This is a genomic window from Kitasatospora sp. NPDC090091 (genome assembly GCF_044747365.1).
Taxonomy (GTDB): Bacteria; Actinomycetota; Actinomycetes; order Streptomycetales; family Streptomycetaceae; genus Kitasatospora.
In genome coordinates, this window is record NZ_JBIVDY010000007.1 from 275,389 (window position 1) to 296,913 (window position 21,525).

General features: G+C 74.1%; 21 protein-coding genes. 13 read left to right on the forward strand and 8 right to left on the reverse strand.

Annotated features, from left to right (window positions below):
* Window positions 1–103 precede the first annotated feature (103 nt).
* Entirely contained in the window at window positions 104–2,302 is a 2,199-nt protein-coding gene (locus ACIPSC_RS14905; protein ID WP_400825905.1) for a CDP-glycerol glycerophosphotransferase family protein, read from the forward strand.
* A gap of 102 nt (window positions 2,303–2,404) precedes the next feature.
* Here the strand turns inward: ACIPSC_RS14905 and ACIPSC_RS14910 are convergent, their stop codons facing one another.
* Window positions 2,405–2,617, reverse strand: a complete 213-nt coding sequence (locus tag ACIPSC_RS14910; RefSeq protein ID WP_400825907.1) for an EF-hand domain-containing protein — start codon at window positions 2,615–2,617, stop codon at window positions 2,405–2,407.
* A gap of 345 nt (window positions 2,618–2,962) precedes the next feature.
* Between ACIPSC_RS14910 and ACIPSC_RS14915 the strand changes: the two genes are divergently transcribed.
* Window positions 2,963–3,631, forward strand: coding sequence for a lysophospholipid acyltransferase family protein (locus tag ACIPSC_RS14915; RefSeq protein WP_400825909.1), 669 nt, complete (start codon window positions 2,963–2,965; stop codon window positions 3,629–3,631).
* Between the two features lie 63 nt (window positions 3,632–3,694).
* Here the strand turns inward: ACIPSC_RS14915 and ACIPSC_RS14920 are convergent, their stop codons facing one another.
* Window positions 3,695–5,518, reverse strand: coding sequence for an ABC transporter ATP-binding protein (locus ACIPSC_RS14920; RefSeq protein ID WP_400826096.1), 1,824 nt, complete (start codon window positions 5,516–5,518; stop codon window positions 3,695–3,697).
* A 257-nt stretch (window positions 5,519–5,775) separates the two neighbouring features.
* Window positions 5,776–6,549, reverse strand: a complete 774-nt coding sequence (locus tag ACIPSC_RS14925; RefSeq protein ID WP_400825911.1) for an SDR family NAD(P)-dependent oxidoreductase — start codon at window positions 6,547–6,549, stop codon at window positions 5,776–5,778.
* Window positions 6,550–6,791: 242 nt separating this feature from the next.
* Here ACIPSC_RS14925 and ACIPSC_RS14930 point away from each other — a divergent pair, with 242 nt between their 5' ends.
* From ACIPSC_RS14930 to ACIPSC_RS14945, 4 genes are read left to right on the forward strand one after another with little or no spacing between them, the layout of a single operon-like run.
* Complete coding sequence (locus tag ACIPSC_RS14930) at window positions 6,792–6,983, forward strand: hypothetical protein (RefSeq protein ID WP_400825913.1); 192 nt, start codon at window positions 6,792–6,794, stop codon at window positions 6,981–6,983.
* Between the two features lie 44 nt (window positions 6,984–7,027).
* Window positions 7,028–7,852: a hypothetical protein gene (locus tag ACIPSC_RS14935; protein WP_400825915.1), complete on the forward strand. Its 825-nt coding sequence runs from the start codon at window positions 7,028–7,030 to the stop codon at window positions 7,850–7,852.
* A complete protein-coding gene (locus ACIPSC_RS14940) occupies window positions 7,849–8,802 on the forward strand; it encodes a DUF6895 family protein (RefSeq protein WP_400825917.1) in 954 nt (317 codons plus the stop codon). The genes ACIPSC_RS14935 and ACIPSC_RS14940 overlap by 4 nt, the downstream gene beginning before the upstream one ends.
* Window positions 8,803–9,909 carry a serine hydrolase domain-containing protein gene (locus ACIPSC_RS14945; protein WP_400825919.1) on the forward strand — a complete coding sequence of 369 codons (1,107 nt, stop codon included), beginning with the start codon at window positions 8,803–8,805 and terminating at the stop codon, window positions 9,907–9,909. It begins immediately after the preceding gene.
* Window positions 9,910–9,979: 70 nt separating this feature from the next.
* Here ACIPSC_RS14945 and ACIPSC_RS14950 read toward each other — a convergent pair whose 3' ends face one another.
* From ACIPSC_RS14950 to ACIPSC_RS14960, 3 genes are read right to left on the reverse strand one after another with little or no spacing between them, the layout of a single operon-like run.
* A complete protein-coding gene (locus tag ACIPSC_RS14950) occupies window positions 9,980–10,873 on the reverse strand; it encodes an SDR family oxidoreductase (protein WP_400825921.1) in 894 nt (297 codons plus the stop codon).
* Window positions 10,870–11,901, reverse strand: a complete 1,032-nt coding sequence (locus ACIPSC_RS14955) for an alpha/beta fold hydrolase (protein WP_400825922.1) — start codon at window positions 11,899–11,901, stop codon at window positions 10,870–10,872. The genes ACIPSC_RS14950 and ACIPSC_RS14955 overlap by 4 nt, the downstream gene beginning before the upstream one ends.
* A complete protein-coding gene (locus ACIPSC_RS14960) occupies window positions 11,898–13,625 on the reverse strand; it encodes a flavin-containing monooxygenase (protein ID WP_400825924.1) in 1,728 nt (575 codons plus the stop codon). The genes ACIPSC_RS14955 and ACIPSC_RS14960 overlap by 4 nt, the downstream gene beginning before the upstream one ends.
* 178 nt (window positions 13,626–13,803) lie before the next feature.
* Here ACIPSC_RS14960 and ACIPSC_RS14965 point away from each other — a divergent pair, with 178 nt between their 5' ends.
* From ACIPSC_RS14965 to ACIPSC_RS14995, 7 genes are all read left to right on the forward strand, one after another.
* Window positions 13,804–14,622: a MerR family transcriptional regulator gene (locus tag ACIPSC_RS14965; protein WP_400825927.1), complete on the forward strand. Its 819-nt coding sequence runs from the start codon at window positions 13,804–13,806 to the stop codon at window positions 14,620–14,622.
* 157 nt (window positions 14,623–14,779) lie between these two features.
* Complete coding sequence (locus tag ACIPSC_RS14970; RefSeq protein WP_400825929.1) at window positions 14,780–15,412, forward strand: hypothetical protein; 633 nt, start codon at window positions 14,780–14,782, stop codon at window positions 15,410–15,412.
* 291 nt (window positions 15,413–15,703) lie between these two features.
* The gene (locus ACIPSC_RS14975) at window positions 15,704–17,131 is read left to right on the forward strand and encodes an MFS transporter (RefSeq protein WP_400825932.1); all 1,428 of its coding nucleotides are present in this window, start codon (window positions 15,704–15,706) and stop codon (window positions 17,129–17,131) included.
* Between the two features lie 147 nt (window positions 17,132–17,278).
* Window positions 17,279–17,635, forward strand: coding sequence for a type VII secretion target (locus ACIPSC_RS14980; protein ID WP_400825934.1), 357 nt, complete (start codon window positions 17,279–17,281; stop codon window positions 17,633–17,635).
* Window positions 17,632–19,188: a hypothetical protein gene (locus ACIPSC_RS14985; RefSeq protein WP_400825937.1), complete on the forward strand. Its 1,557-nt coding sequence runs from the start codon at window positions 17,632–17,634 to the stop codon at window positions 19,186–19,188. The genes ACIPSC_RS14980 and ACIPSC_RS14985 overlap by 4 nt, the downstream gene beginning before the upstream one ends.
* Complete coding sequence (locus ACIPSC_RS14990; protein WP_400825939.1) at window positions 19,185–19,571, forward strand: hypothetical protein; 387 nt, start codon at window positions 19,185–19,187, stop codon at window positions 19,569–19,571. Before ACIPSC_RS14985 ends, ACIPSC_RS14990 begins: the two co-directional genes overlap by 4 nt.
* Entirely contained in the window at window positions 19,568–20,140 is a 573-nt protein-coding gene (locus tag ACIPSC_RS14995) for a hypothetical protein (protein WP_400825941.1), read from the forward strand. The genes ACIPSC_RS14990 and ACIPSC_RS14995 overlap by 4 nt, the downstream gene beginning before the upstream one ends.
* Before the next feature lie 81 nt (window positions 20,141–20,221).
* Here ACIPSC_RS14995 and ACIPSC_RS15000 read toward each other — a convergent pair whose 3' ends face one another.
* The gene (locus ACIPSC_RS15000) at window positions 20,222–20,989 is read right to left on the reverse strand and encodes a dienelactone hydrolase family protein (protein WP_400825942.1); all 768 of its coding nucleotides are present in this window, start codon (window positions 20,987–20,989) and stop codon (window positions 20,222–20,224) included.
* A 104-nt stretch (window positions 20,990–21,093) separates the two neighbouring features.
* Window positions 21,094–21,495, reverse strand: a complete 402-nt coding sequence (locus ACIPSC_RS15005) for a VOC family protein (RefSeq protein ID WP_400825944.1) — start codon at window positions 21,493–21,495, stop codon at window positions 21,094–21,096.
* Window positions 21,496–21,525 lie beyond the last annotated feature (30 nt).

Consider the following 21,525-nt stretch of genomic DNA (forward strand, 5'->3'; position numbering starts at 1 on the left):
TCCGGCTCCGGGGCCGGCTCCGAGAACGCCGCCTTCCTCCCCCTGCGCCACCGGACGCCCCGCGCGGATCCGCCGCCGACCGCGCTCGCTAGACTCGGCCAGCGTGCCAGTCCTCCTCAGCATCGTGCTCCCGGTCCACGGAGTGGAGCGCTACCTGCCCCGCTGCCTCGACTCGATCCTGGAAGCCACTCCCGCCGGGGAGTCCCGCTTCGAGGTGATCGCGGTCGACGACCGCTCCCCGGACCGCTGCGGCGAGATCCTGGACGAGTACGCCGCCCGCGACCGCCGGCTGCGCGTGCTGCACCTCACCGAGAACCAGGGCCTCGGGGGCGCCCGGACGGCCGCGCTGCCCGAGGTGCGCGGCGAGTACATCTGGTTCGTCGACAGCGACGACTGGCTGCCGGACGGCACGGTCTCCGCGCTCGTCGACGAGCTCGCCCAGGAGTCGAAGCGCGACCGGCCGACCGACGTCCTGCTCACCGACTTCGTCCACGCCTACCCGGACGGCGGGACCGAGCCCAACCCCTGGCGCCACGTGCTGGTGGGCTCCCCGCTGGTCGAGGGCGCGACCGCGGCCGAGCACCCGGCGCTGTTCCAGACCGTGATGTCGGTGTGGAACAAGGTGTTCCGCCGCGAGTTCCTGCTCGGTCTCGGCGTCTCCTTCGGGCGCGGCTTCTACGAGGACATCTCGGTCACCTACCCGGCGCTGCTGGCCGCCGAGCGGCTGCGCTACCTCGACCGCCCCTGCTACTTCTACCGGCGCGGCCGCGCCGGTGCGATCACCTCCACCGCCTCCCCCAAGCACGCCGACGCGTTCGCCCAGTACGACGCGATCTTCGCCTTCCTGGACCGCCCGGACCGGCCCGGCCGCCCGGTCCCGGAGTCGCTGCGCACCCTGGTCTTCGACCGCACCGTCCGGCAGGCGCTCAACGTCTACGACACCCCCGGGCTGGTCCCGGCGGACCGGCGCAAGGACTTCTTCCGCCGGATCTCCGAGCACTTCGCCCGCCACCGCCCGGCCGGCTACCGGTTCCCGGGTGGGGTGCGCGGTGTGCAGTACCGGCTGGCCGCGCGCGGCGCGCGGGTCGCGTACGCGGAGCTGCGGCGCACCGGGCGGCTGCCGCGCGAGCTCAAGCGCGGGGCGCGGGCGGTGGCTCCGGCGGTGAAGAAGGGGGTGCGCAGCAGCGCCCGGTTCACCGCGTACAACGCCTTCCGCCGGCTGCCGCTGGACGAGCACCTGGCGGTCTACGCGGCGTACTGGCACCGCGGGTACGCCTGCAGCCCGGCGGCGATCTACGAGAAGGCGAAGGAGCTGGCGCCGGACGTCCGGGGCGTCTGGGTGGTGGAGAACCGCGCCCGGGCGGCCGCGCTGCCCGCCGGCCTGCCGTACGTGATCGTCAACACGCCCGCCTACCTGAAGGCGATGGCGACCGCCAAGTACTTCGTGAACAACGTCAACTTCCCCCGGACCATGGTCAAGCGGCCGGGCACGGTGCACGTCCAGACGCAGCACGGCACGCCGCTGAAGGCGATGGGCATGGACCTGAAGGACCACCCGGTGGCGGCCGACGGCATGGACTTCGACCTGCTGCAGGAGGCCGTCGACCGCTGGGACTTCCTGGTCTCGTCCAACCCGCACACCAGCGAGCACTTCGCCCGCGCCTTCCCGGGCCGGTACGAGATGCTGGACACCGGCTACCCGCGCAACGACCGGCTGGCGAACGCCGGGCCGGCCGAGGTGGCCGCGATGCGCGAGCGGTTCGGGCTGGCTGCCGGGCGCACCGCCGTGCTGTACGCGCCGACGCACCGCGAGGGCCAGGGCGGCTACGTGCCGCTGCTGGACGTGCGCGAGCTGGCTCGGCGGCTGGGCCCCGGCTTCACGCTGCTGGTCCGCACGCACTACTTCCACACCGGTGGCCCGGGTGACCTGGCGGCGGGCGAGGACGCGGCGGAGATCGTGGACGTCTCCGCGCACCCGACCGTGGAGGACCTCTACCTGGCGGCGGACGTGCTGGTCACGGACTACTCGTCGATGATGTTCGACTACGCCGTGCTGGACCGGCCGGTCGTGGTGTTCGCGCCGGACTGGGAGGAGTACAGGCGGAACCGCGGCGTCTACTTCGACCTGTTCGCCGAGCCGCCGGGTGCGGTGACGGTGGACGCGGACGGGCTGGCGGCGGCGCTGCTGGCGGGCGACCCGGAGCCGGAGGCCCGGGCGAAGTTCCGGGAGCGGTTCTGCCCGTGGGACGACGGCGGGGCCGCCGAGCGGGTGGTCCGCCGCGTGTTCCCCGTCCGGGGCTGAGCGGCGGGCCCGAGGGCCGAGCGGCAGGCCCGAGGGCCCGAGCAACGGGCCCACGCTTGAGCGGCGGGCCCCGGGTCGCCCCGGGGCCCGGCCCGGACGGGCTCAGCCCTGGCGGGCGGCCAGGAACTCGTCGAAGGTGAGCTCGCCGTCGTGGTTGGTGTCCATCTGCTTGATGATGGCCTCGGCCACCGAGATCGACGTGGTCAGGTCGCCGAGCTCGCGCGCGACCAGGGCGTACTCGGCGGCGGTGATCCGGCCGTCGCCGTTCACGTCGAACTTCTCGAAGGCCGCGCGGATGTTGTCGACGTCTGCCATGGGGACCCCTCCTGAGGGAACTGAAAGCTGCTGAGCTGTTGGACTGCTGAAACGCCGATCCGCCGGTCGGTCGAACGGCCGATCCACCGATCAGGCGATGCTCCGATCACGAAGATCCGCCGATCGGACCGACCTGCTGATCGGGAAGACCTGCTGATGTGCGTTTCTCTACGACGGCCGTACCCTACCCGGCCGTGGTGAGCGCCACGGCTGCCGGGAGTGGACGGGTTCGGGGGTGGGTGTCGTAGTCTGCGGGTCTGATTCCCGGCCCGGCCGGGGACGACCACCGATCGTCGACCGTTCAGGCCCGGGCTTCCCTCGGGCGTGCACGTCCTGGGAGGGACCATGCTCGATCTCGTCACCAAGCTGGCGCTGAAACCGCTCGCGCGTGGGATCTGGCGGCCGAACATCGAGGGCCTGGAGAACGTGCCGCGCAAGGGCGGGGTCATCCTGGCCAGCAACCACCTCTCCTTCATCGACAGCGTGGTGATCCCGCTGACCGCGCCGCGCCGGGTGCACTTCCTGGCCAAGGCCGAGTACTTCACCGGCCCCGGCATGAAGGGCGCGCTCTCCAAGGGCTTCTTCGAGGCGATCGGCGCGGTGCCGGTCGAGCGCGGCACCTACCGCTCCGCGCAGGCCTCGCTGGAGTCGGCGCTGGCGATCCTGGAGGACGGCAAGGCCTTCGGCATCTACCCCGAGGGCACCCGCTCGCTCGACGGCCGCCTCTACCGGGGCAAGACCGGTGTGGCCTGGCTGGCCCTGACCGCGGGCGTCCCGGTGGTGCCGGTGGCGCTGGAGGGCCCGGAGCAGATCCTGCCGATCGGCAAGCGCGTCCCCCGGATCAAGAAGGTGACGGTCCGTTTCGGCGAGCCGCTGCACTTCGACGAGCTGCACGGCCAGGCCCGCTCGCTCAAGGCCCGCCGGCAGGTCACCGACGAGGTGATGCGGGCGATCCAGCAGCTCTCCGGCCAGGAGGTCGTGGAGAGCTACAACGAGATCCCCAAGGCGGCCTGAGCCCGTCGGCGGGCGGCCCCGCCGTCCGGCCCGGGCCCGTTCGCGGCCCGGGCCCGCGGCCGCTCAGACGCGGCCGAGCCGGACGGCCGGCACCTCGCGCCGCAGCAGCGCCGCGTACCGGCCGTCGGCCTCGACCAGCTGGTCGTGGGTGCCCAGCTCGACCACCTCGCCGCGGTCCAGGACGACGATCTGGTCGGCCGACCGGACGGTCGAGAGCCGGTGGGCGATGGTGATGGTGGTCCGCCCCGCCGCCAGCGTGTCGATGGCCTGCTGGACGGCACGTTCGGTCCGGTTGTCGAGGGCGCTGGTGGCCTCGTCCAGGATCAGCACCGGCGGGTTGCGCAGGATGGTCCGGGCGAGCGCGAGCCGCTGCTTCTCCCCTCCCGAGAAGCGGTAGCCGCGCTCGCCGACCAGGGTGTCGTAGCCGTCCGGCAGTGCGGCGATGGTGTCGTGGATCTGCGCGGCCCCGGCCGCGGCGACCAGTTCGGCGTCGGTGGCGTCCGGCTTGGCGAAGCGCAGGTTGTCGGCGACCGAGGCGTGGAAGAGGTAGGTCTCCTGGGAGACCACGCCGACCGCCCGGGACAGCGCGTCGAAGGAGAGCTCGCGGACGTCGACCCCGTCGATGGTGACCCGGCCTCCGGTGACGTCGTAGAGGCGGGGCACCAGGTAGCTGAGGGTCGTCTTGCCGGAGCCGGTCTCGCCGACGACGGCGAGCGAGCTCCCGGCCGGGACCTTGAGCTCGACGCCGGAGAGGGTGGGCCGTTCCTGGTCCGGGTCGTAGCGGAAGTCGACGCCCTCGAACCGGACCTCGCCGGTGATCCGCCCCAGCTCGACCGGCCGCTCCGGCTCCGCGATCTCGACCGGCAGGTCCAGGTACTCGAAGATGCGGTGGAACAGCGCGAGCGACGTCTGCACCTGCACACCGGTCGAGAGCAGGCTCACGGTGGGCCGGAACAGGCCCTGCTGGAGCGAGACGAAGGCGACCAGGGTGCCGACCGAGACGATCGGCGAGCCGCCGGCCGCGGCCAGGCCGGCCGCCCAGTAGATCACCGCGGGCATCGCGGCCATCACGATCTGGATGGTGTTCATCCGCCAGCGCCCCGCCATGCTGGCGCGCACCTCCAGCTCGGCCAGCTCGTCGGACTGGCCGGTGAACTCCTTGGCCAGCGAGTCGGAGCGGCCCATGGTGCGGCCGAGCAGGATGCCGCTGACCGAGAGGGACTCCTGCACCGCCGAGCTCATCGCGGCGAGCTGCTTCTGCCGCTCTGTGGTGATCTTCTTCCGCTCGTTGCCGACCCGCCGGCTGATCCAGACGAACACGGGCAGGAGCAGCAGCGAGACGACGGTGAGCCGCCAGTCGAGCGCGACCATGGCCACGACGGAGGCGATGACGGAGGTGAAGTTGGAGACCAGCGAGGTCGCCGTCGACGTCACGGTGGACTGCATGCCGCCGATGTCGTTGGCGATCCGGGACTGCACCTCGCCGGTGCGGGTGCGGGTGAAGAAGGCCAGCGACATCCGCTGGAGGTGGCTGTAGACGGCGGTGCGCAGGTCGTGCATGACGCGCTGGCCGACGGTGGTGGAGATCAGCGTCTGCAGCACGTTGAAGATGCTGTTGACCACGGCGGCGGCGACCATGCCGAGCGCCAGCAGGCTGAGCAGGCCGGTGCGGCCCTGTGGGATGGCCGTGTCCAGGACGGCCCTGAGCAGGAACGGCGATATCACCGACACCACGGCGGAGGCCGCCACCAGCAGCCCGACCACGGTGAGCCGGCCCGAGTACGGGCGGAACAGCGCGAGGATGCGGCGCCACTGGGCCGGCGGGCGGGGCTCGTCCTCGGCGCGGGCGGGTGGGGTCCATCGGATGCCGTCGGGCCTCAAGGGCAGACCTCCCAGGGTCGGACGCGCGGGCGGCGCGCGGCGGGCGCGGCTGCGCGCACCCGTGCGGAGGGCATGGCACCGCGCGGGCGCGCGGCGGGCATGGCGGTGCAGCGGACACCGGCATGGCGAGCATAGCTCATAGTTAGCGAAGCTAATAGTGAGGCTCGCTCTATTCCCGCCGCACCCGGACCGCTGCACCGCCGCCCGCGTCGGGCCGCACCCCGGGGGTCCCGGGCCGCACGCCCGCCGCGAGCGCCTCCCGCTCAGTCGGTCCGGTAGGTGCGCGCCGCCTTCGAGGAGAGTCCGCCGAGCTTGCCGGAGGGCAGCAGGCGGGCGACCGCCACCGCGATCTTGTACCGCTTGCCCGGCACGGACAACGAACGACCGCGGGCGAGGTCCCGCATGGCCTCCTCGACCACCCGCTCGGCCGACAGCCAGCCCCAGGACGGGATGTTGCCGGTGCCCATGCCCGCCCGCTGGTGGAACTCGGTCCGGGTGAAGCCCGGGCAGAGCGCCATCAGCCGCACGCCGGTGCCGCCGAGGTCGCGCATCACGCCCTGGGTGAAGCTCACCACCCACGCCTTGCTCGCGCCGTACGTGCCGCGCGGCAGGAAGGCCGCCACCGAGGCGACGTTGACGATCGCGCCCCGCCGCCGCTCGCGCATCCCCGGCAGGGCGGCCGTGGTCAGCCGGAGGATCGCCTCGACGTGGACCTTGAGCATGTCGAGCTCGTCCTGGAGCGGGACGGTGAGGAAGGCGCCTTTGTTGCCGAAGCCGGCATTGTTCACCAGCAGGTCCACCGGGCGGCCGGCGTCCGACAGCCGCGCCTCCACGGCGGCGATGCCCTCCTCGGTGGCGAGATCGGCGGTGAGCACCTCCGCGTCGATGCCGTACTTGGCGTGCAGGTCTGCAGCAGAGCTCTCCAGCCGCCCGGTGTCCCGGGCCACCAGGACGAGCCGGTAGCCGCTCCGGGCGAGCCGGCGGGCGAACGCGGCTCCGATGCCGGCGGTCGCGCCGGTGATCAAGGCAGTGGTCATGCACCCGACCGTACCGACTCGCCGGCGGCCAGGGGTACTGCTCGCCGGCACCGGAGCGTCGCGGGCCCCCTCGGACCTTGCGCGGACGGGCCGTTCGCCACCGAGCGCATCCGGGACCGGGTTCCGCCCCGTGCCGCCGGTCACGCAGAGTACGCCCTTTGCGTCTGACAGTTCGCACCCGTATCGTCGGACGAGGGGGCATCGCCGGGCCAGGCGATGAAGTCTCGATGAGGAGGCAGCCGATGCTTGCTCAGACCACCCGAACCACGCGGGCTCCGCTCGCCACGCCGGCCGAGGCCGACGTGCTCGGCACGCTGATCGTGGAGGACGAGGCGACCGTCAGTGACGCGCCCACGTACCGGCCCGAAGCCGCGGGCGTGCTGATCGCCCTCCTGCTGCTGTCGCCGAAGCAGCCCAAGGAGAAGACCCGGTAGCCGGCCGGGCTCACCGGTCTCCACGACAGGAGAACCTCATTCCCATGCCGTTCGCCGACACTTCCCTCCGTGACGAGTACGCCGCGGCCGTCGAGCGAGTGGCGGGCCGGGTCCTCGACGCCCTCCGGGGCGCCGCGGGCCCGGCCGCGCCCGACCGGCCCGGCGGCAGCCCGCCGGACGGTCCGCCGAACAGCCCACCTCCGGAACCACCGCTCTTGGAAGGCCCGTTGTCCCGGGCCGAGTTGGCCGCCGTCCGGGTACTCGGGCCGGACGTGTTCGCACCCCGGCTGCTGCACGGCCTCGCCCCCGACCGGCCGACCGCGCTGGCCGCCACGCTGGCCCTGGAGGCGTTCCCCGTACCGACCGACGGCGCGACCGCCGATCGGTCCGCCGGCGCCGTGGCCGCGTCCTGGCGCGACCGCGCCACCCTCGATCTGCTCGCCCTCGGCGGTCACTCCGGCGGTCACCCCGGCTACGCCGCACGGCCGGCTTCCCGGCCGGATCCGCTGCCGGCCCCCGTGCCCGAGCCCGACCGACTCGGCTGGGCCCGCTGGTCGGTGGCCATGGCCCAACTCTCGCCGCTCGCCCTGCCCGAGCTCGGCGGGCCGGTCCACGACCTCGCCCGCCGCCACAGCCTCGCCCTGGCCCGGGGAGCCACCCGCTCGATGATGCGGCGCGACCTCCGCACCGCCGCCCGGATCGCCCGGTGGCTGGCCTGGACCGTCGCGAGCGGCACCGCGGAACACCTGGAGGTCGCCCCCGTTCTCGACCGGGTCCGCTCCGCCGGCGACGGCAGTGCCCGGATCGCACTCGAAGTCGCCATCGCCGAGGGCCTGTTGGCGCTCCGTCCGAACGGAGCGGCGGGATGACCGGCAGCACCGACACGACCGTCCTGCGCAGCGCCCAACAGGTCTCCTCGGGCGCGCTGCGCTGGCTGCACTCCTGCTACCGGAACGGGCTCGGCCGCTTCCCCGAGGATGCGACCATCGACCTGGCCGACCCCGACAACGTCTACAAGCCGCTGGGGGAGGCCGCGTTGGCGACCGGGCTGCTGCTGCGCGAGGGCGTCGCGGGCGCCGAGGACAGCCGGATCGCCCACGAGACGCTCGACCTCGCCTGGGAGCAGCTGCGGGGCGGCGACCTGCTCTACGAACGGCAGTTGCGCTACCCGCTGATGACCGACCCGTTGGAGGTCTACGTCCACTTCGCCCGGGCCGACCACCGCCACCGGGCCCTGGAGGAGCTGCTGGAGTCGCTGGCCCGGCTCCGTGCGGTGCAGGCCATGGAGATGCTGCCCAACCGGCGGCTGGCCGTCGCCAACGCCCGCCGGGTGGTGGGCCTGGAGCAGCAGCCGGACTGGTCCGCCCTCGCGGCGGCCACCTGGCTGGGGGCCACGCCCGAGCCCTGGATGATCGACTGGCTGACCGCCTACGACGTCACCCACACCGTGTTCCACCTCACCGACTGGGGCGCCCGACCGGACGGCCTGCCCGCCCCGATGCGCGACTACCTGCGCGACTGGCTGCCGGTCTGGCTGGACGTCTGGCAGGAGATCGGCCAGTGGGACCTGGTCGGCGAACTGCTCATCGTCGCCGCGTGCATCGGCGAGACCGGGGCCGGCGCCCCCGGCTGGCGGGCGCTGGCCGCCGCACAGCGGCCCGACGGCCTGGTGCCGCGCGACGCCGACCCGGTCGCCGGCGAGCCGGAGCAGCTGCTCACGGACCACGGCCACACCGCCGTCGTCACCGTGGTCGCCGCCGCGATCACCCTGGCCCGCGCGCTGGGCGGCGCGTCCGGCGCCACCGCCGCGGCGGCCTAGATGGACGGCCCGACCGGGGAGGCCCGGGCCGTCGGCCTGGCCGGCGGGCCGGTCGACCCGCTCGGAGTCGGTCCGCTCGACGGCGAGTTGGGCGGGCAGGATGCGGACCTGCTGGTCGCGGCGGCCGCGCCGTTCGCCACCGCCGTCACCCTGGCCGTCGCCCGGGGCGAGCGGCAGGCCGTCCACGCCCGCGGACGGCTGTCGCACGGGGGTGCGCCCTGCACGCCGGACAGCGTCTTCGAACTCGGCTCCGTCACCAAGACGTTCACCGCGCTGCTGCTCGCCTCGATGACCGCACGCGGCGAAGTCGCCCTGGCCGACCCGGTGGAGTTGCACCTCCCCCGGCACTGGCGGCCACCGGCCGTCCGGGGCGGGGAGCCCGTCCGGCTCCTTCACCTGGCCACCCACACGTCCGGGCTGCCCCGCCTGCCGCCGGGCCTGCTGACGAGCGCCCTGCCGGCCTGGTTCAGCAACCCGTACGCGACCTTCGGGGACGAGCAGTTGCAGGCCGCGTTGGCCAGAACGGCGGTGCACCACCGGCCCGGTAGCCGGTTCACCTACTCCAACTACGGCGTCGGTCTCCTCGGGCGGCTGCTCGCCGAGGCCGCGTCCACCGACTATCCGGCGCTCCTCGCCGACCGCGTCTGCCGACCGCTGGGCCTGCGCACCACGACCTGCAGCCCGGGCCCGCCGGACCGGGCGGTCGGACACCGTCGCGAGCGCCCGCTGCCGCCCTGGCGCATCCCCGGCCTGCCGGGCGCCGGCGCCGTCCGTGCCGGCGGCACGGACCTGCTGCGCTACCTCCGCGCCCATCTCGCACCGGGTGACGGGGAGCTGGGGGCGGCGCTGCGCGACGTCCGGCAACCCCGGCTGCGCCTGCCGCACTCCGCGGACCGGCTCTGTCTGGTCTGGAACCACCGCCGGACCGGCGGCCGCGACCTCCTCTTCCACTCAGGTGGCACCCGTGGCTTCACCGCCTTCGTCGGCTTCTGCCCGCAGACCGCCACGGCCGTCGCCGCCCTGGCCAACTGCGGCCCCGCCCTGGACGGCCGGTTCGTCCAGGCCGGCTACGAGGCGCTGAAGCAGCTCTCCTCCGCACGGCCCTGACAGCCGACCGCGGCCGACGGTGACCGGCGGGTCCGCCGGGTGGATCCACCCGGCGGACCCGCCGTCCGGCTCAGTGCTCGGCCGACCGCGCGGCCGTGTCGGCCGCTCCCCCGGCGCCGACCGGGCGCAGGCGGGTGGCGGCGGTGGCGGCCAACTGCGGGGCGAGCTTGGCGACGTCGCGGGAGCCGACCGCCGCGATGACCAGCGGCAGCAGCGCACGGACGGGCTGCATGCCGCGCAGCCAGGCCTGGGCGTAGACGTGGGCCGAGCGGCGGGCGATGCCGTCCACCAGGCGGTCCACGGCCGGGCCGAGCGGGTAGGTCTTGTTGGCGGGCCAGGGCAGCCGGGAGCGCATCTGCTTGAGGACGGTGTCCTGGTCGGCGCCGCGCACCATGTCGGTGTCGGTCCAACTCAGGTAACCGACACCGACCTTGACTCCCTGATGCGCGACCTCGGCGCGGATCGAGTGGGCGAAGGCCTCCACGCCCGCCTTGCTGGCGCAGTACGCGCTCATCAGCGGCGCTGGCGTGAGCGCGGCGAGCGAGGCGATCTGCAACAGGTAGCCGCCGCTCTCGGTGAGGGCCGGGAGGAAGGCCCGCGCGGTGGCGACGCTGCCGAGCAGGTTCACCTCGATCACCCGGCTGAACGCCCGGTGGTCGCTGTCGAGCAGCGGGCCGCCGATGGCGATGCCCGCGTTGGCCACCACGGCGTCGATCCGGCCGTAGTGTTCCTTGATCAACCGGGCGGTCTCGGTGAGGGCGTCGACGTCGGTGACATCGGCCTCCCAGGCGGTGGCGGACGGGCCGCAGAGCGCGGCGACGGCCTTGAGTTCGGCCGGCTCCAGGCCGACCAGTGCGACCTTGGCGCCGCGCAGGGTGAGCTTGCGGGCGAGCTCGGCACCGACGCCGCGCGCGGCCCCCGTGACGACGACGACCTGCGCGGACAGCGGCGGAGTGGCGTTCATGCGGACACGGACCTCTCGGTGGCGGTGGCGGCGGACGGGGCGGGGCCGGGAACGGTCGGAACGGACACGGCCGGGGCGGTCCCGGCAGCAGCGACGGCGGCTCCGGCGGCGGGCCCGGCTGCACGGAGGTGGGCGGCGGCCATCCGGTGGATCTCGGCGGCCACCTCGGCGGGCCGCTCCATCGGGGCCATGTGGCCGACCCCGGGGAGCAGGAGCAGCCCCTGCGGGTCGGCCAGCGCCGCCACCATCCGGTGGGCGTGCACCGGCGGGGTGAGCCGGTCGTCGGTGCCGACCACGACGGCGGTCGGCGCGGCGAGCCGGGCCAGCCCCGGCCGGACGTCGAGCTCCCCCAGCACACCGGCCCACGCCGCCCGGACCCCGGTGGGGCAGGCGTGCACGATGCGCGCCGCCGCCTCGACCGGCCCGTCGGGCGAACTCGCCCCCATGGTGGCGTACTTGAGCACGGAGCGGCTGGCCGGGCCGACCGGACCGAGTGGCAGCCGGGACCGCAGGACCTGGCGGTGGAGGAACCGGCGCAGCCCCGGGGAGCGCACCACGCCGGGCAGCACCCGGAGTTCGGCGATCAGGTCGGACGGGCCGGTCGAGACGAGTACGGCGGCGGCGGTCCGCTCGGCGACCTCGGGGCGGCCGCCGGCGGCCATGATGGTCATGCCGCCCATGCTGTGCCCGGCGAGGAGGGCGCGCTCGCCGGCCGGGACGGTCCGCGTCAGCACGGCGGAGAGGTCCTCGGCGAGCGCGCGGGTGGAGTAGCGGACCGGGCTGGGCGGGATCTCACTGCGGCCGTGTCCGCGCTGGTCGTACGCCACCACCCGGTAGCGGTCGACGAGCCGGCGGATCACCGGCGCCCAGAAGACGGTGGAGCAGGTCCAGCCGTGGGCGAGGACGACGGTCGGGGCGCCGGGCTGCCCGTGCACCTCGACGTGGAGCCGGATGCCGTCGGCCGACCGGACGTCCAACTGCTCGGCGGGGCTCAGCGGTTCGTAGTCGGCGGGGATCGCGGGGCTCATACCAGGGCCTCCGCAGTTGCGGCGGCCGAGCCCGGCGCCGTGGGGGCGGCGCGCATGATCAGCTCGTACTCGGCGAGGTCGACCTTCCGGGTGGCCCGGCGGAACGCCGTCGTCGAACCGGGCCAGAGCACGGTGTTCTTGCCGTTGGGGTCCAGGTACCAGCTGCGGCAGCCGCCGGTGGTCCAGACGGTGCGGTCCATCCGGTGCTGGAGTTCGAGGTTCCACTGCCGCTGGGCGCGCTCGGTCGGCTGCATCGCGGTGGCGCCGATCGAGCCCAGGGTGGTGAGCGCGTCGATCATGTAGTTCAGCTGGGACTCGATCATCAGGATCATCGAGCTGTTCCCCAGGCCGGTGTTGGGGCCGATCACGAAGAAGAGGTTCGGGAAGCCCCGCACGGTGGAGCCGCGCAGCGCCTCCATGCCGTCCTTCCACTCCTCCGCCAGGCTCGTGCCGTCGACGCCGAACACCCGCTCGCCGACGGGCATGTCGGTGACGTGGAAGCCGGTGCCGAAGACGATCGCGTCCACCTCGTGCTCGCTGCCGTCCGCCGCGACGAGGGTGGAGCCGCGCACCTCGCGCAGGCCGGAGGCGACCACCTCGGTGTTGGCGGCGGCGAGCGCCGGGTAGTAGGTGTTGCTGAGCAGGATGCGCTTGCAGCCGATCCGGTAGTCCGGGGTGAGCCTGGCGCGCAGCGCGGGGTCGGCGACGCTCTGGGCGAGGTGCCGTTCGGCGAGCTGCTGGACGACCTTGAGCAGGCCGGGCCGGCGGACGAAGGCGTCCACCTGGAGCTCGCGCAGGGCGAAGAGGGTGCCGCGGCGGATCTTGGCGGTCACCGGGAGCCGGCCGTGCAGCCACTTCTCGATCTCGCTGATCTCGCGGTCGCGGCGCGGGAGCACCCAGGCGGGTGTGCGCTGGAAGACCGTCAGCCGGCCCACCCGCGGCTGGATCGACGGGACGATCTGGGCGGCGGAGGCGCCGGTGCCCACCATCGCGACGCGCTTGCCGGCAAGGTCGTAGTCGTGGTCCCAGCGGGAGGAGTGGAACACCTTGCCGGGGAAGGCGTCCAGGCCCGGCAGGTCGGGGATCTGCGGATCGGCCAGCGGCCCGGCGGCGGAGACGACGGCGTCGGCGGTCCACTCGCCGGCTGTGGTGGTGATCCGCCAGCAGGCCTGGCCCGCCTCCCAACGGGCCTCGGTGACTTCGGCGTTGAAGCGCAGGTGCGGGCGGATGCCGAAGACGTCGGTGACCTTCTCCAGGTAGGCGCGGATGTCCGGCTGGCCGGAGAAGCTGCGCGGCCAGTCCGGATTCGGGGCGAAGGAGAAGGAGTAGAGGTGGGAGGGCACGTCGCAGGCGCAACCGGGGTAGCTGTTGTCGCGCCAGGTCCCGCCGACCGAGTCGGCGCGCTCCAGGATGACGAAGTCGGTGATCCCGGCGCGGCGGAGCCGGACGCCGGCGCCGATCCCGCCGAAGCCGGAGCCGATCACCGCGACCCGGACGTGCCGGACGGGCGCCGGCGCCGCCGCGGCGGTCCCGGCCGTCCGGGCCGTCGGCACGGTCGCGGCGGCGGTCGCGGCCGGCGCGGTGGCGGTCGCGGCCGGCGCGGTGGCGGCGTCCGGTGCGGCGGCGTCCGGTGCGGCGGTGGCGGCCGCTTCCGACGCGGCGTCGGCAGCGCCGGAGTCCCGGCCGGACGCGCCGGGGCGGGGGCGCTTGGTGCTGGATGCCATGCGGCGTCCTCCTGAGGGTGGGGGCCTGAGGTGCGCACTGCCGCGACGCGCCGCCTCCATGGTGCCGTGGCGTGCCGCGAGAACCATGCCAGCAATCACTGGCATGGTCGGCAGATTAGCCCTTGTTGACAGTCGATGGAAGAAGCCCGGCCGCCGCACTTCCACGATCGGCGGACCTATGCTGAGCGCCGTGGACAAGGTCAGAGCGGCGGCGGACGACAAGCAGCGCGAGTACCGGGTGGAGGAGCTGGCCGAGGCGGCCGGCATCACCACCCGCACGCTGCGCTTCTACCGCGAGCGCAAGCTGCTCCAGCCGCCGCGCAAGGAGGGCCGGATCGCCTGGTACGGCGAGACGCACCTCGCCCGGCTCCGGGTGATCGCCGAACTGCTGGAGCGCGGCCACACCCTGGGCGGGATCGCGGAGCTCATCGGCGCCGGCGAGAGCGGCCGGGACGTCGCCGAGCTGATCGGGCTGGAGGCGGCGATCGTCGCCCCCTGGTCCGACGAGACCGCGGTCCGGCTGGACTGGGACGAGCTGAAGGCCACCTTCGGGGACCAGCTCACCGAGGAGAACACCGCCGAGTCCGTCGCCCAGGGCTTCATCACCGTCGACGAGGACGGGATCACCCACGTCAGCCGCCGGCTGCTGGACGCCACCACGGACCTCGTCGCCGAAGGCGTGCCGCTCTCGGCGGTGCTGGAGGCCAGCCGGCGGACGCGCGAGCACGTGGACGCGATCGCCGAGGTCTTCATCGCCCTGGCCCGTGAACACCTCCTGGGCGCCCTCACGGGCGACACCCCGCTGCCACCCGGCGAGGCCGCCCGGCTGACCGAGCAGGTGCTGCGGGTGCGCCCGCTGGCCCGGACCGTCACCGACGCGCAGTTCGCCCTGGCCATGGACCGCCGGGTGCACGCCGAGTACGAGGAGTTGCTGCGGCAGCGCCTGGAGCAGCGGGACGAGGCCGGCCCGGGGAGCGGCACCGGCGCCGAGGCGTAGCGGGCGCCGAGGCGTAGCGGGCGCCGGAAGAGCCCGGTCGGCCGAGCCGCACGCCCCGGACGGCGGCCGCGCGGGCGGCATCCGCCCGCGCGCCCCTGGTTCACCGCCAACTCCCGCGTGGAAGAAGGTAATGGGGACCATCGGGAGGGGGCGGGAGATGGACGCGCTGGCGACCGCGGGCACGGTGGCGATCCCGGTCCTCGCGGCATGGTCGGTGCTGCGGCTCTGGCTCCGCCCCGGGGCGACACTGGGCGACGCGGTGTCGGCGTACGGGTGGTCCGCGCTCGGTCTGGCGGTCGGAAGATTCTCCGGACCCGGCTGGCTGGTGCCCGCCTGCTGGACGACGACCGGCCTCGCACTGGCGTACCACCTCGGCCGACTGCTCCTGTGGATCGTCGCGAAGCCGATCGTCCCGATCGATCCCGTCGTGCTGCGACAGCGCCTGCTGGACGCCTGCCGCGCGGAGACCGGGCCCGAGGCGTTCCTGGTCGGCGTGAGCCCGGACGGGTACCTCACCTTCTGGGGGCTGGAGACCGCGGGCATCCCGCGCTGCCGGCTCCGACCCGGTCCGGGCTGCGCGACCTGCCTCCTGGAGGAGCTCGTCGGGGAGTTGGCCGTCGACGCGGCGGACGTCGTCGCGGAGTACCGGGCCCGGCTGGCGGAGCGGGCGAACCAGCTGTTCGCCCTGCGGCGGGGCGTGATCGACAACCGGTGGAAGGCGGAGCTGCGCCCGGTCAAGGGGGCCAGGACGCCGTTCGAGCACTCCCCCTGCACCGTCCACCGGTTCTGAGCGAGGCGCCGTTCACCCGCCCCGCCCGGCACAGTTCACTCGGGGCGGCCTGCGCCGTTCACCGGCTCCCGGCAGGCCGCGCCCTCACCGAGCCGCGCCCCGCCCGGAGTTGGCCGGTCCTCCAAGGCGGTCGCGCGGCCTCGGGAGACTCCGCTGGGTGATCCGACGGTTACCCGCCCCTGCGGCCGCCCGTTACGGTCGAGGCTCACCCGCGGCCCTTCCACAGGCCGGGCCGGTGGTGGGAGGCGGGCGCCCACCCCCGGCCGCATGTGGGGGCTCACCGGAATGTCCGTGGTCACAAGATTCCGATCGGCGGCGCAGCTGACGGGCGGTGGAGTGCTGGTCTGGTCGCTGCTGGGCCGGCTGCCCAATGCGATGTGCCCGATCGGCACACTCCTGCTGGTCACCCGGAACACCGACAGCGTCTGGTGGGGCTCGGTGGTCGCCGGCGCGCTGGCCGTCGGCCAGGCGGTCGGCGGTCCGCTGGTCGGCCGGCTCGCCGACCGGCGCGGACAGCGGTCCGTCGGACTGGTCGCGGCGGCCGTCAACACGGTGGCGATCCTGGCGCTGGTGGCAGCCTCCGAGGGCGGGCTCGACCTTGCGTGGCAGATCGCCCCGGCCGCACTGATCGGGCTCTCGGTGCCGCTGGTCGGCCCGCTGTCGCGCAGCCGGTGGATCGGACTGGCCGACGGCGATGCCGAGTTGACGTCCTCGATGCTCTCGCTGGACGGCATCGTGGACGAGATCTCCTTCACCACCGGTCCTGCGCTGGTCGGTGTGCTGGCCACTCTGGCCTCTCCCGCCGTCGGGCTGCTGACCGCGGCCGCGCTGGTCGGCGTCTGCGCCACCCTGTTCGCCCTGCACCCCACCGCCGCGCCGGGCACCGCCGGAGAGCAGGGCCCGCAGGTCACCCACCGCCGCTCCGGCGAGCCCCTGTTGACCACGCCGTACGTCCTGCTGCTCGCCGGGATGGGGCTGCTGGGGGCCTGCTTCGGTTCGGTGCAGGTCGGCGTGACGGCCACCACGGACGCCCTCGGGCAGGCGGGTGCGGCCGGGCTGCTGTACGGCTTCATGGGCTTCACCAGCGCCTTCGCGGGCATCGCCACCGCCGCCCTGCCCACCCGCTGGGGGCTCCCGCTGCGGCTGCGTGCCGGGACCGTCCTGCTCTGCTCCGCCTCCGTCCTGCTGCTCTTCTCCGGCGGCAGTGTGACCGCGCTGGCCGCCGGGATCGGCGGCCTGGGGGTGGCGGTCGCCCCGCAGATGATCACGATGTTCGGGCTGGCGGAACGGACGGTCCCGACCGCCCGGCTGGGCGAGGCGATGGCCGCACTGGTCAGCGCGATCATCCTGGCCCAGTCGGCCGGGACGTTCCTGGGCGGCTGGTTCGCCGACCACGTCGGGCCCACCGCACCGTTCCGGGTCACCGTTGCCTCGGCCGCGGCCGCCCTGCTGCTCGCCCTGCTCACCGCCACCGACCGCCGCTACCGGCGCCGGAGCCCGGCCGACACCGACGTCCGGACCGGCTCCGACACCGACGCCCTCACCCGGGCCGGGGCCCGCACCGACGGCGCGGCCGAGGACGCCGTCCGACCCGCCGCCGGTTCCACTCCGAAGCCCAAAATCGCCCCAACACCCGGCGCGGATTTCCGGCAGGACACGGAGCCGACGCGCCCTCAACGTGAAGGAATCGAGCAGCCCGAGCCGTCCCGGAGGGCATAGCGGAGCGGTCCGCTCCACACGTTAGGCTCATCCCCCGATGCCCGCGCCGCACCACGTCGCGCGGGCATCGAGCCATACGGACGGACGTACCGGAGCCGGGCGGCACCGGTCGCACGGCGTGCGCCGGAGACGGGGGAACGGGGAGACATGAGTGGCGGACCAGCCCAGGGTGCCGGGGGCACGGGTGACGGCGGAGCCGGCGGATACGGCGTCAACGTGGCCGGGCTGCACGGGGTCAGCGAGGCGCTGAGCAAGACGGCGACCGACATCGCGGAGGCCAAGACCGCCTACGCGGGCGGGCTCTGCTACGCGTCGACGGCCTTCGGCGAGTTCGGGATGGACAAGGCCTGGTCGTCCTTCGACCAGAACTGGTCGAAGGAGATCGACGTCACCCAGCGCGCCCTGGACGAGCTGGCGCAGAAGATGTCGACCACCACGCAGAACTACCGCAACACCGAGAAGGCCGTGGCCGCCTCGCTGTCGCCGGCGGGCGGCGGCCGATGAGCAAGGTCAAGGACCTGGAGAGCGCCCAGCACAGCATCGAGAAGTTCTCGCTCATGTTCGCCAACCTCCAGCTGCTGGAGGGGATCGACAAGGCCCTGGCCGTCCCGGAGCCGGTCGGCGACCCGGGGGCGATCCGGGCCCGGGCCCAGGACTACGCCAAGGCGGCCGCCTCCTTCGGCAAGGCCGCGCAGGACCTCTCGGGCATAGCCGGCAACCAGCTGCCCGCGGTCTGGACCGGGTCGGTCGCCGAGCACGCCACCCAGGCGGTGCACGCGATGTCGGCGGAGACGGTCACCTCCAAGGAGACCCTCGCCGAGGCCGCGAAGGTGATGGAGGCCTGGGCCAACGACCTGCAGTGGGCGAAGTCCGTCGACGCCCAGGGCCGCCAGCAGCTGCAGTCCGCCCGGGAGAAGGCGCGCAAGGACCCGGGCGGCTTCGACCAGGGCGCCCGCGAGGAGGCCCTGAACGGCGTCGCCGCCCAGCTTTCGGGCGCCCGCCGCGCCGAGAGCTGCGGGACGAGCACGGCGAGCAAGCTCAACCAGCTGGCGTCCAAGGCCCGTGCCGAACGGGCCGGCCAGGGGTCGATCGACCCGCTCGCGGCCGTGGTGCTGGCCACCGAGAAGAACCCGGGCGCCGGCGAGGACGACGGCTACATCCTCACGCCCAACCAGCTGGACCGCGCCACCCAGATCCTCGGCGTGATGCCCGGCGGCGACCAGGCGGCGTTCCGCGCGCTGCTCTCCAACGCCAAGTCGCCCGAGGAGGCGGCGTACCTGTGGAAGGCGCTGGCGGCCGGCCACTCGGTGGCCGACATCCAGAAGTTCGACGAGGGCATCCACCCGCACGGCGACGACCCGGCCTGGCTCGCCCAGCACCTGGTGCCGGCGACCAGTACCGGTGACACCAACCGCGAGTCCTCGGACAACATCGACGTCACGTACCAGGGCCAGAACGTCAACATCGACGGGTACTCGGTCTACTCGCAGCGCGACGTCAGCGACTGCGTGGCCGCGTCCACCGTGATCGCCCAGGCGAAGCTGGACCCGCTGCTGATGTACCAGCTGACCACCGGCGGCACGCCCGACGCGCCCGGCGCCGACTCGCCGGAGAACTTCGAGCAGCGGCTGCAGAAGACCTACATCGGCGAGTACATCGACGGCCAGAAGGTCGACGGCCGGAAGACCTACCCCAAGGAGGACAGCGGCCTCGGCCCCAAGGCCCAGACCTACCTGGCCGACAAGGACCTCGGCAAGGCCACCGGCGCCGACTACGAGCACGTCGAGCTGGAGAGCGACGAGGACCGGCGGGCGGCGCTGACCCGGATCGAGAAGTCGGTGGACGAGGGCCTGCCCGTCCCGATCACCGTGCGCAACAGCGACTCCGGCCACCAGATGATGATCATCGGGCGGGACGGCGACAGGCTGCAGATCTACAACCCCTGGGGCTTCACCTCCTGGGTGACGGAGGAGCAGTTCGTCAACAGCCAGCTCGGCGGACTGACGCCCGGCGACCACCCCCTGAACAAGTCGACCGCCCTGGAGCTGCCGAAATGACCACCGTCCGGTCGGACGCCGAACTGGCGGACCTCGACGTCCCCGCCGCCGTCACCCGCGGCCTGCTGCTCGCCGGCGGCCCGCGCCAGGCCCTGTTCACCGAGGCCGCCATCGCCGCCGCGCACCGGGCCGAGGCCGCGGGCATCGGCCCGTACCCGCTCGGCTTCCTGGCCCAGCACGTCCGGGCCGGCGGCTTCGCGGCGGCCCTCGCCCTGCCCGACCCGGTCATCGGCGAGCCCGGCCGCACGCTGGTCCGCGGCTGGCTGCAGGCCGCCGCGGCGACCGGCGCCGACCTGGGGCGCGAGCACCTGTTCGCGCGCTGGCTGGCGGAGGTCGCCGCGCTGATCTCGCTGCGGCGCGATGCCCGGGCGGGGAACGCGTGACGGGCGGCCGGCGCCGCCTGCTCCACCGCGGCCTCGCCCTGGCCGCCGCCCTCGTGGCGGCGGCCACGGCGGCCGGCTGCTCCTCCTCCCCGGCCGGCGGCCCGGACCGGCAGCCGGACACCGTCCTCGCGCTGCCCGCCGACAAGGACGCGGACGCCGTGGGAGGGGGCCGGCAGCCGGCGTTCGCGCCGTCCGAGGTCCACCTCGCGGTCGGCGGCTCGGTGGGCGTCAGCCTGACCTCCGCGCCGCTGCCGCACGGCTGGCAGCTCGCCGGGGAGGGCGATCCGGCGGTCGTCCGCCGGGGCCCGGACGCCCCGCTGAGCAGTTGCCCGGCCGACTCGGCCGGCTGCGGCCACACCGTCCGGCAGACCTGGACGGCGGCCACCGCCGGCTCCACCACGCTCACCTGGAACTTCGTCGACCGCACCAGCTGCGGCCGCGGGGCCGGCGGGCCGGGGACGGCCGGAGCAGCGACGGGCTCCCCGGCCACGGGCGGTTCCGGGACGGCCGGGCCCGCGTCGTCCTGCAAGGTGCTGGCCGTCAAGGAGGTCCGGATCAGCGTGGGCTGACGGTTTGCCAGGCTACGGGTTCGGCGTCCGGTAGGACCGGGTGCTCTTCGGGATGCTCCGTGAGGAGCGGAGCCGTCCCCGTCAGAGCGTGCGGCCCAGCAGCTCGAACAGCGCGTCCCAGTGCCGGGCGTCCCCCTCCGGGTGATAGGGCACGGTGTCGGTCTGGGTGAAGCCGTGCCGGGCGCCTTCGTAGACCTCGCAGGTGTGCTTGACACCGGCGGCGGCGAGCGCGGCGGCGAACCGGTCGATCTCCTCGGCCGGCAGCGACCGGTCCTGGTCGGCGTGGCCGAAGTAGAGCTCCGCGGTGACCCGTTCGGCGACCAGGTGCGGGCTGTCCGGGGAGTCGGTGGCGAGGTAGGAGCCGTGGAAGCCGGCCGCTGCGGCGACCCGGTCCGGGAAGGCACCCGCCGTGCGCAGGGCGAGTCCGGCCCCGAGGCAGTAGCCGGTGATGCCGACCGGGCCGTCCGTGACCAGCGGGGAGTCGGCCAGCCGGCGCAGGTAGGCGTCGGCGTCGCGGGTGAAGCGCTCCGGGGTGAGCGCCTCGATCATCGGGGAGAGGCGCCGGAACAGCGTCGGGTCGGCGGCCGGGTCGATCGGCGCGGGCGGCTCGGGAAGCTCGATGATCGGCGTACGGCCGTGCCGGTAGAGGACGTTGGGCATCAGCACGGTGTAGCCCCCGGCGGCGATCCGGTCGGCCATCGCCCTCAGCGCGGGCCGGATGCCGAAGGCGCTCATGTAGAACAGCACACCCGGGTGGGCCAGGCCGTCGTCCGGACGGACGAGGTAGGCGTCGGCCGTGCCGTCCGACGTCGTGATGTCCACGGATGTGCCGCGTACGGCGGTTGCCACGATCGTCTCCTCTGCTTCGGCGGGCGGAGTTCGGCCCGCACGCAGTATCGGTCGCGGCGCTCCTCTCGTCCACGCATTTCCATCGGGCCCGCGCCGGCCCCGGCTCAGGCGTTCCAGGTGCGGGTGCAGAGCACCAGCCGGTATCCGTCCGGGTCGGCGACGGTGACGCCGAACTCGTCCCAGTACGGGTTGTGCGCCGGCACCCGCGTCCCGCCCGCGGCCTCCAGGCGCGCGACGGCGGCCTCGTCCACGGGGGCACCCAGGTAGAGGACGAAGAGGTCGTCGACGGTCGGGGTCGGCTCCAGCGGCTGCTCCGGGTCGTGGGTCAGCTCGAAGTGCCAAGTGCCGCCGGGGAGACCGACCATGACCAGGTCGTGCTCGCCGGACACGCGCTCGGTGGTGCGCCAGAGCACCGAGAGGCCGAGGCCGTCGACGTAGAAGCGCTCGGCGGCGGCGAGGTCCCGGGAGGGGCGGGCGACGCGGATCTGCGTAGTGGAGTCGATCATGCGGTGAGCCTATCCGCCCACCGGGGGAGC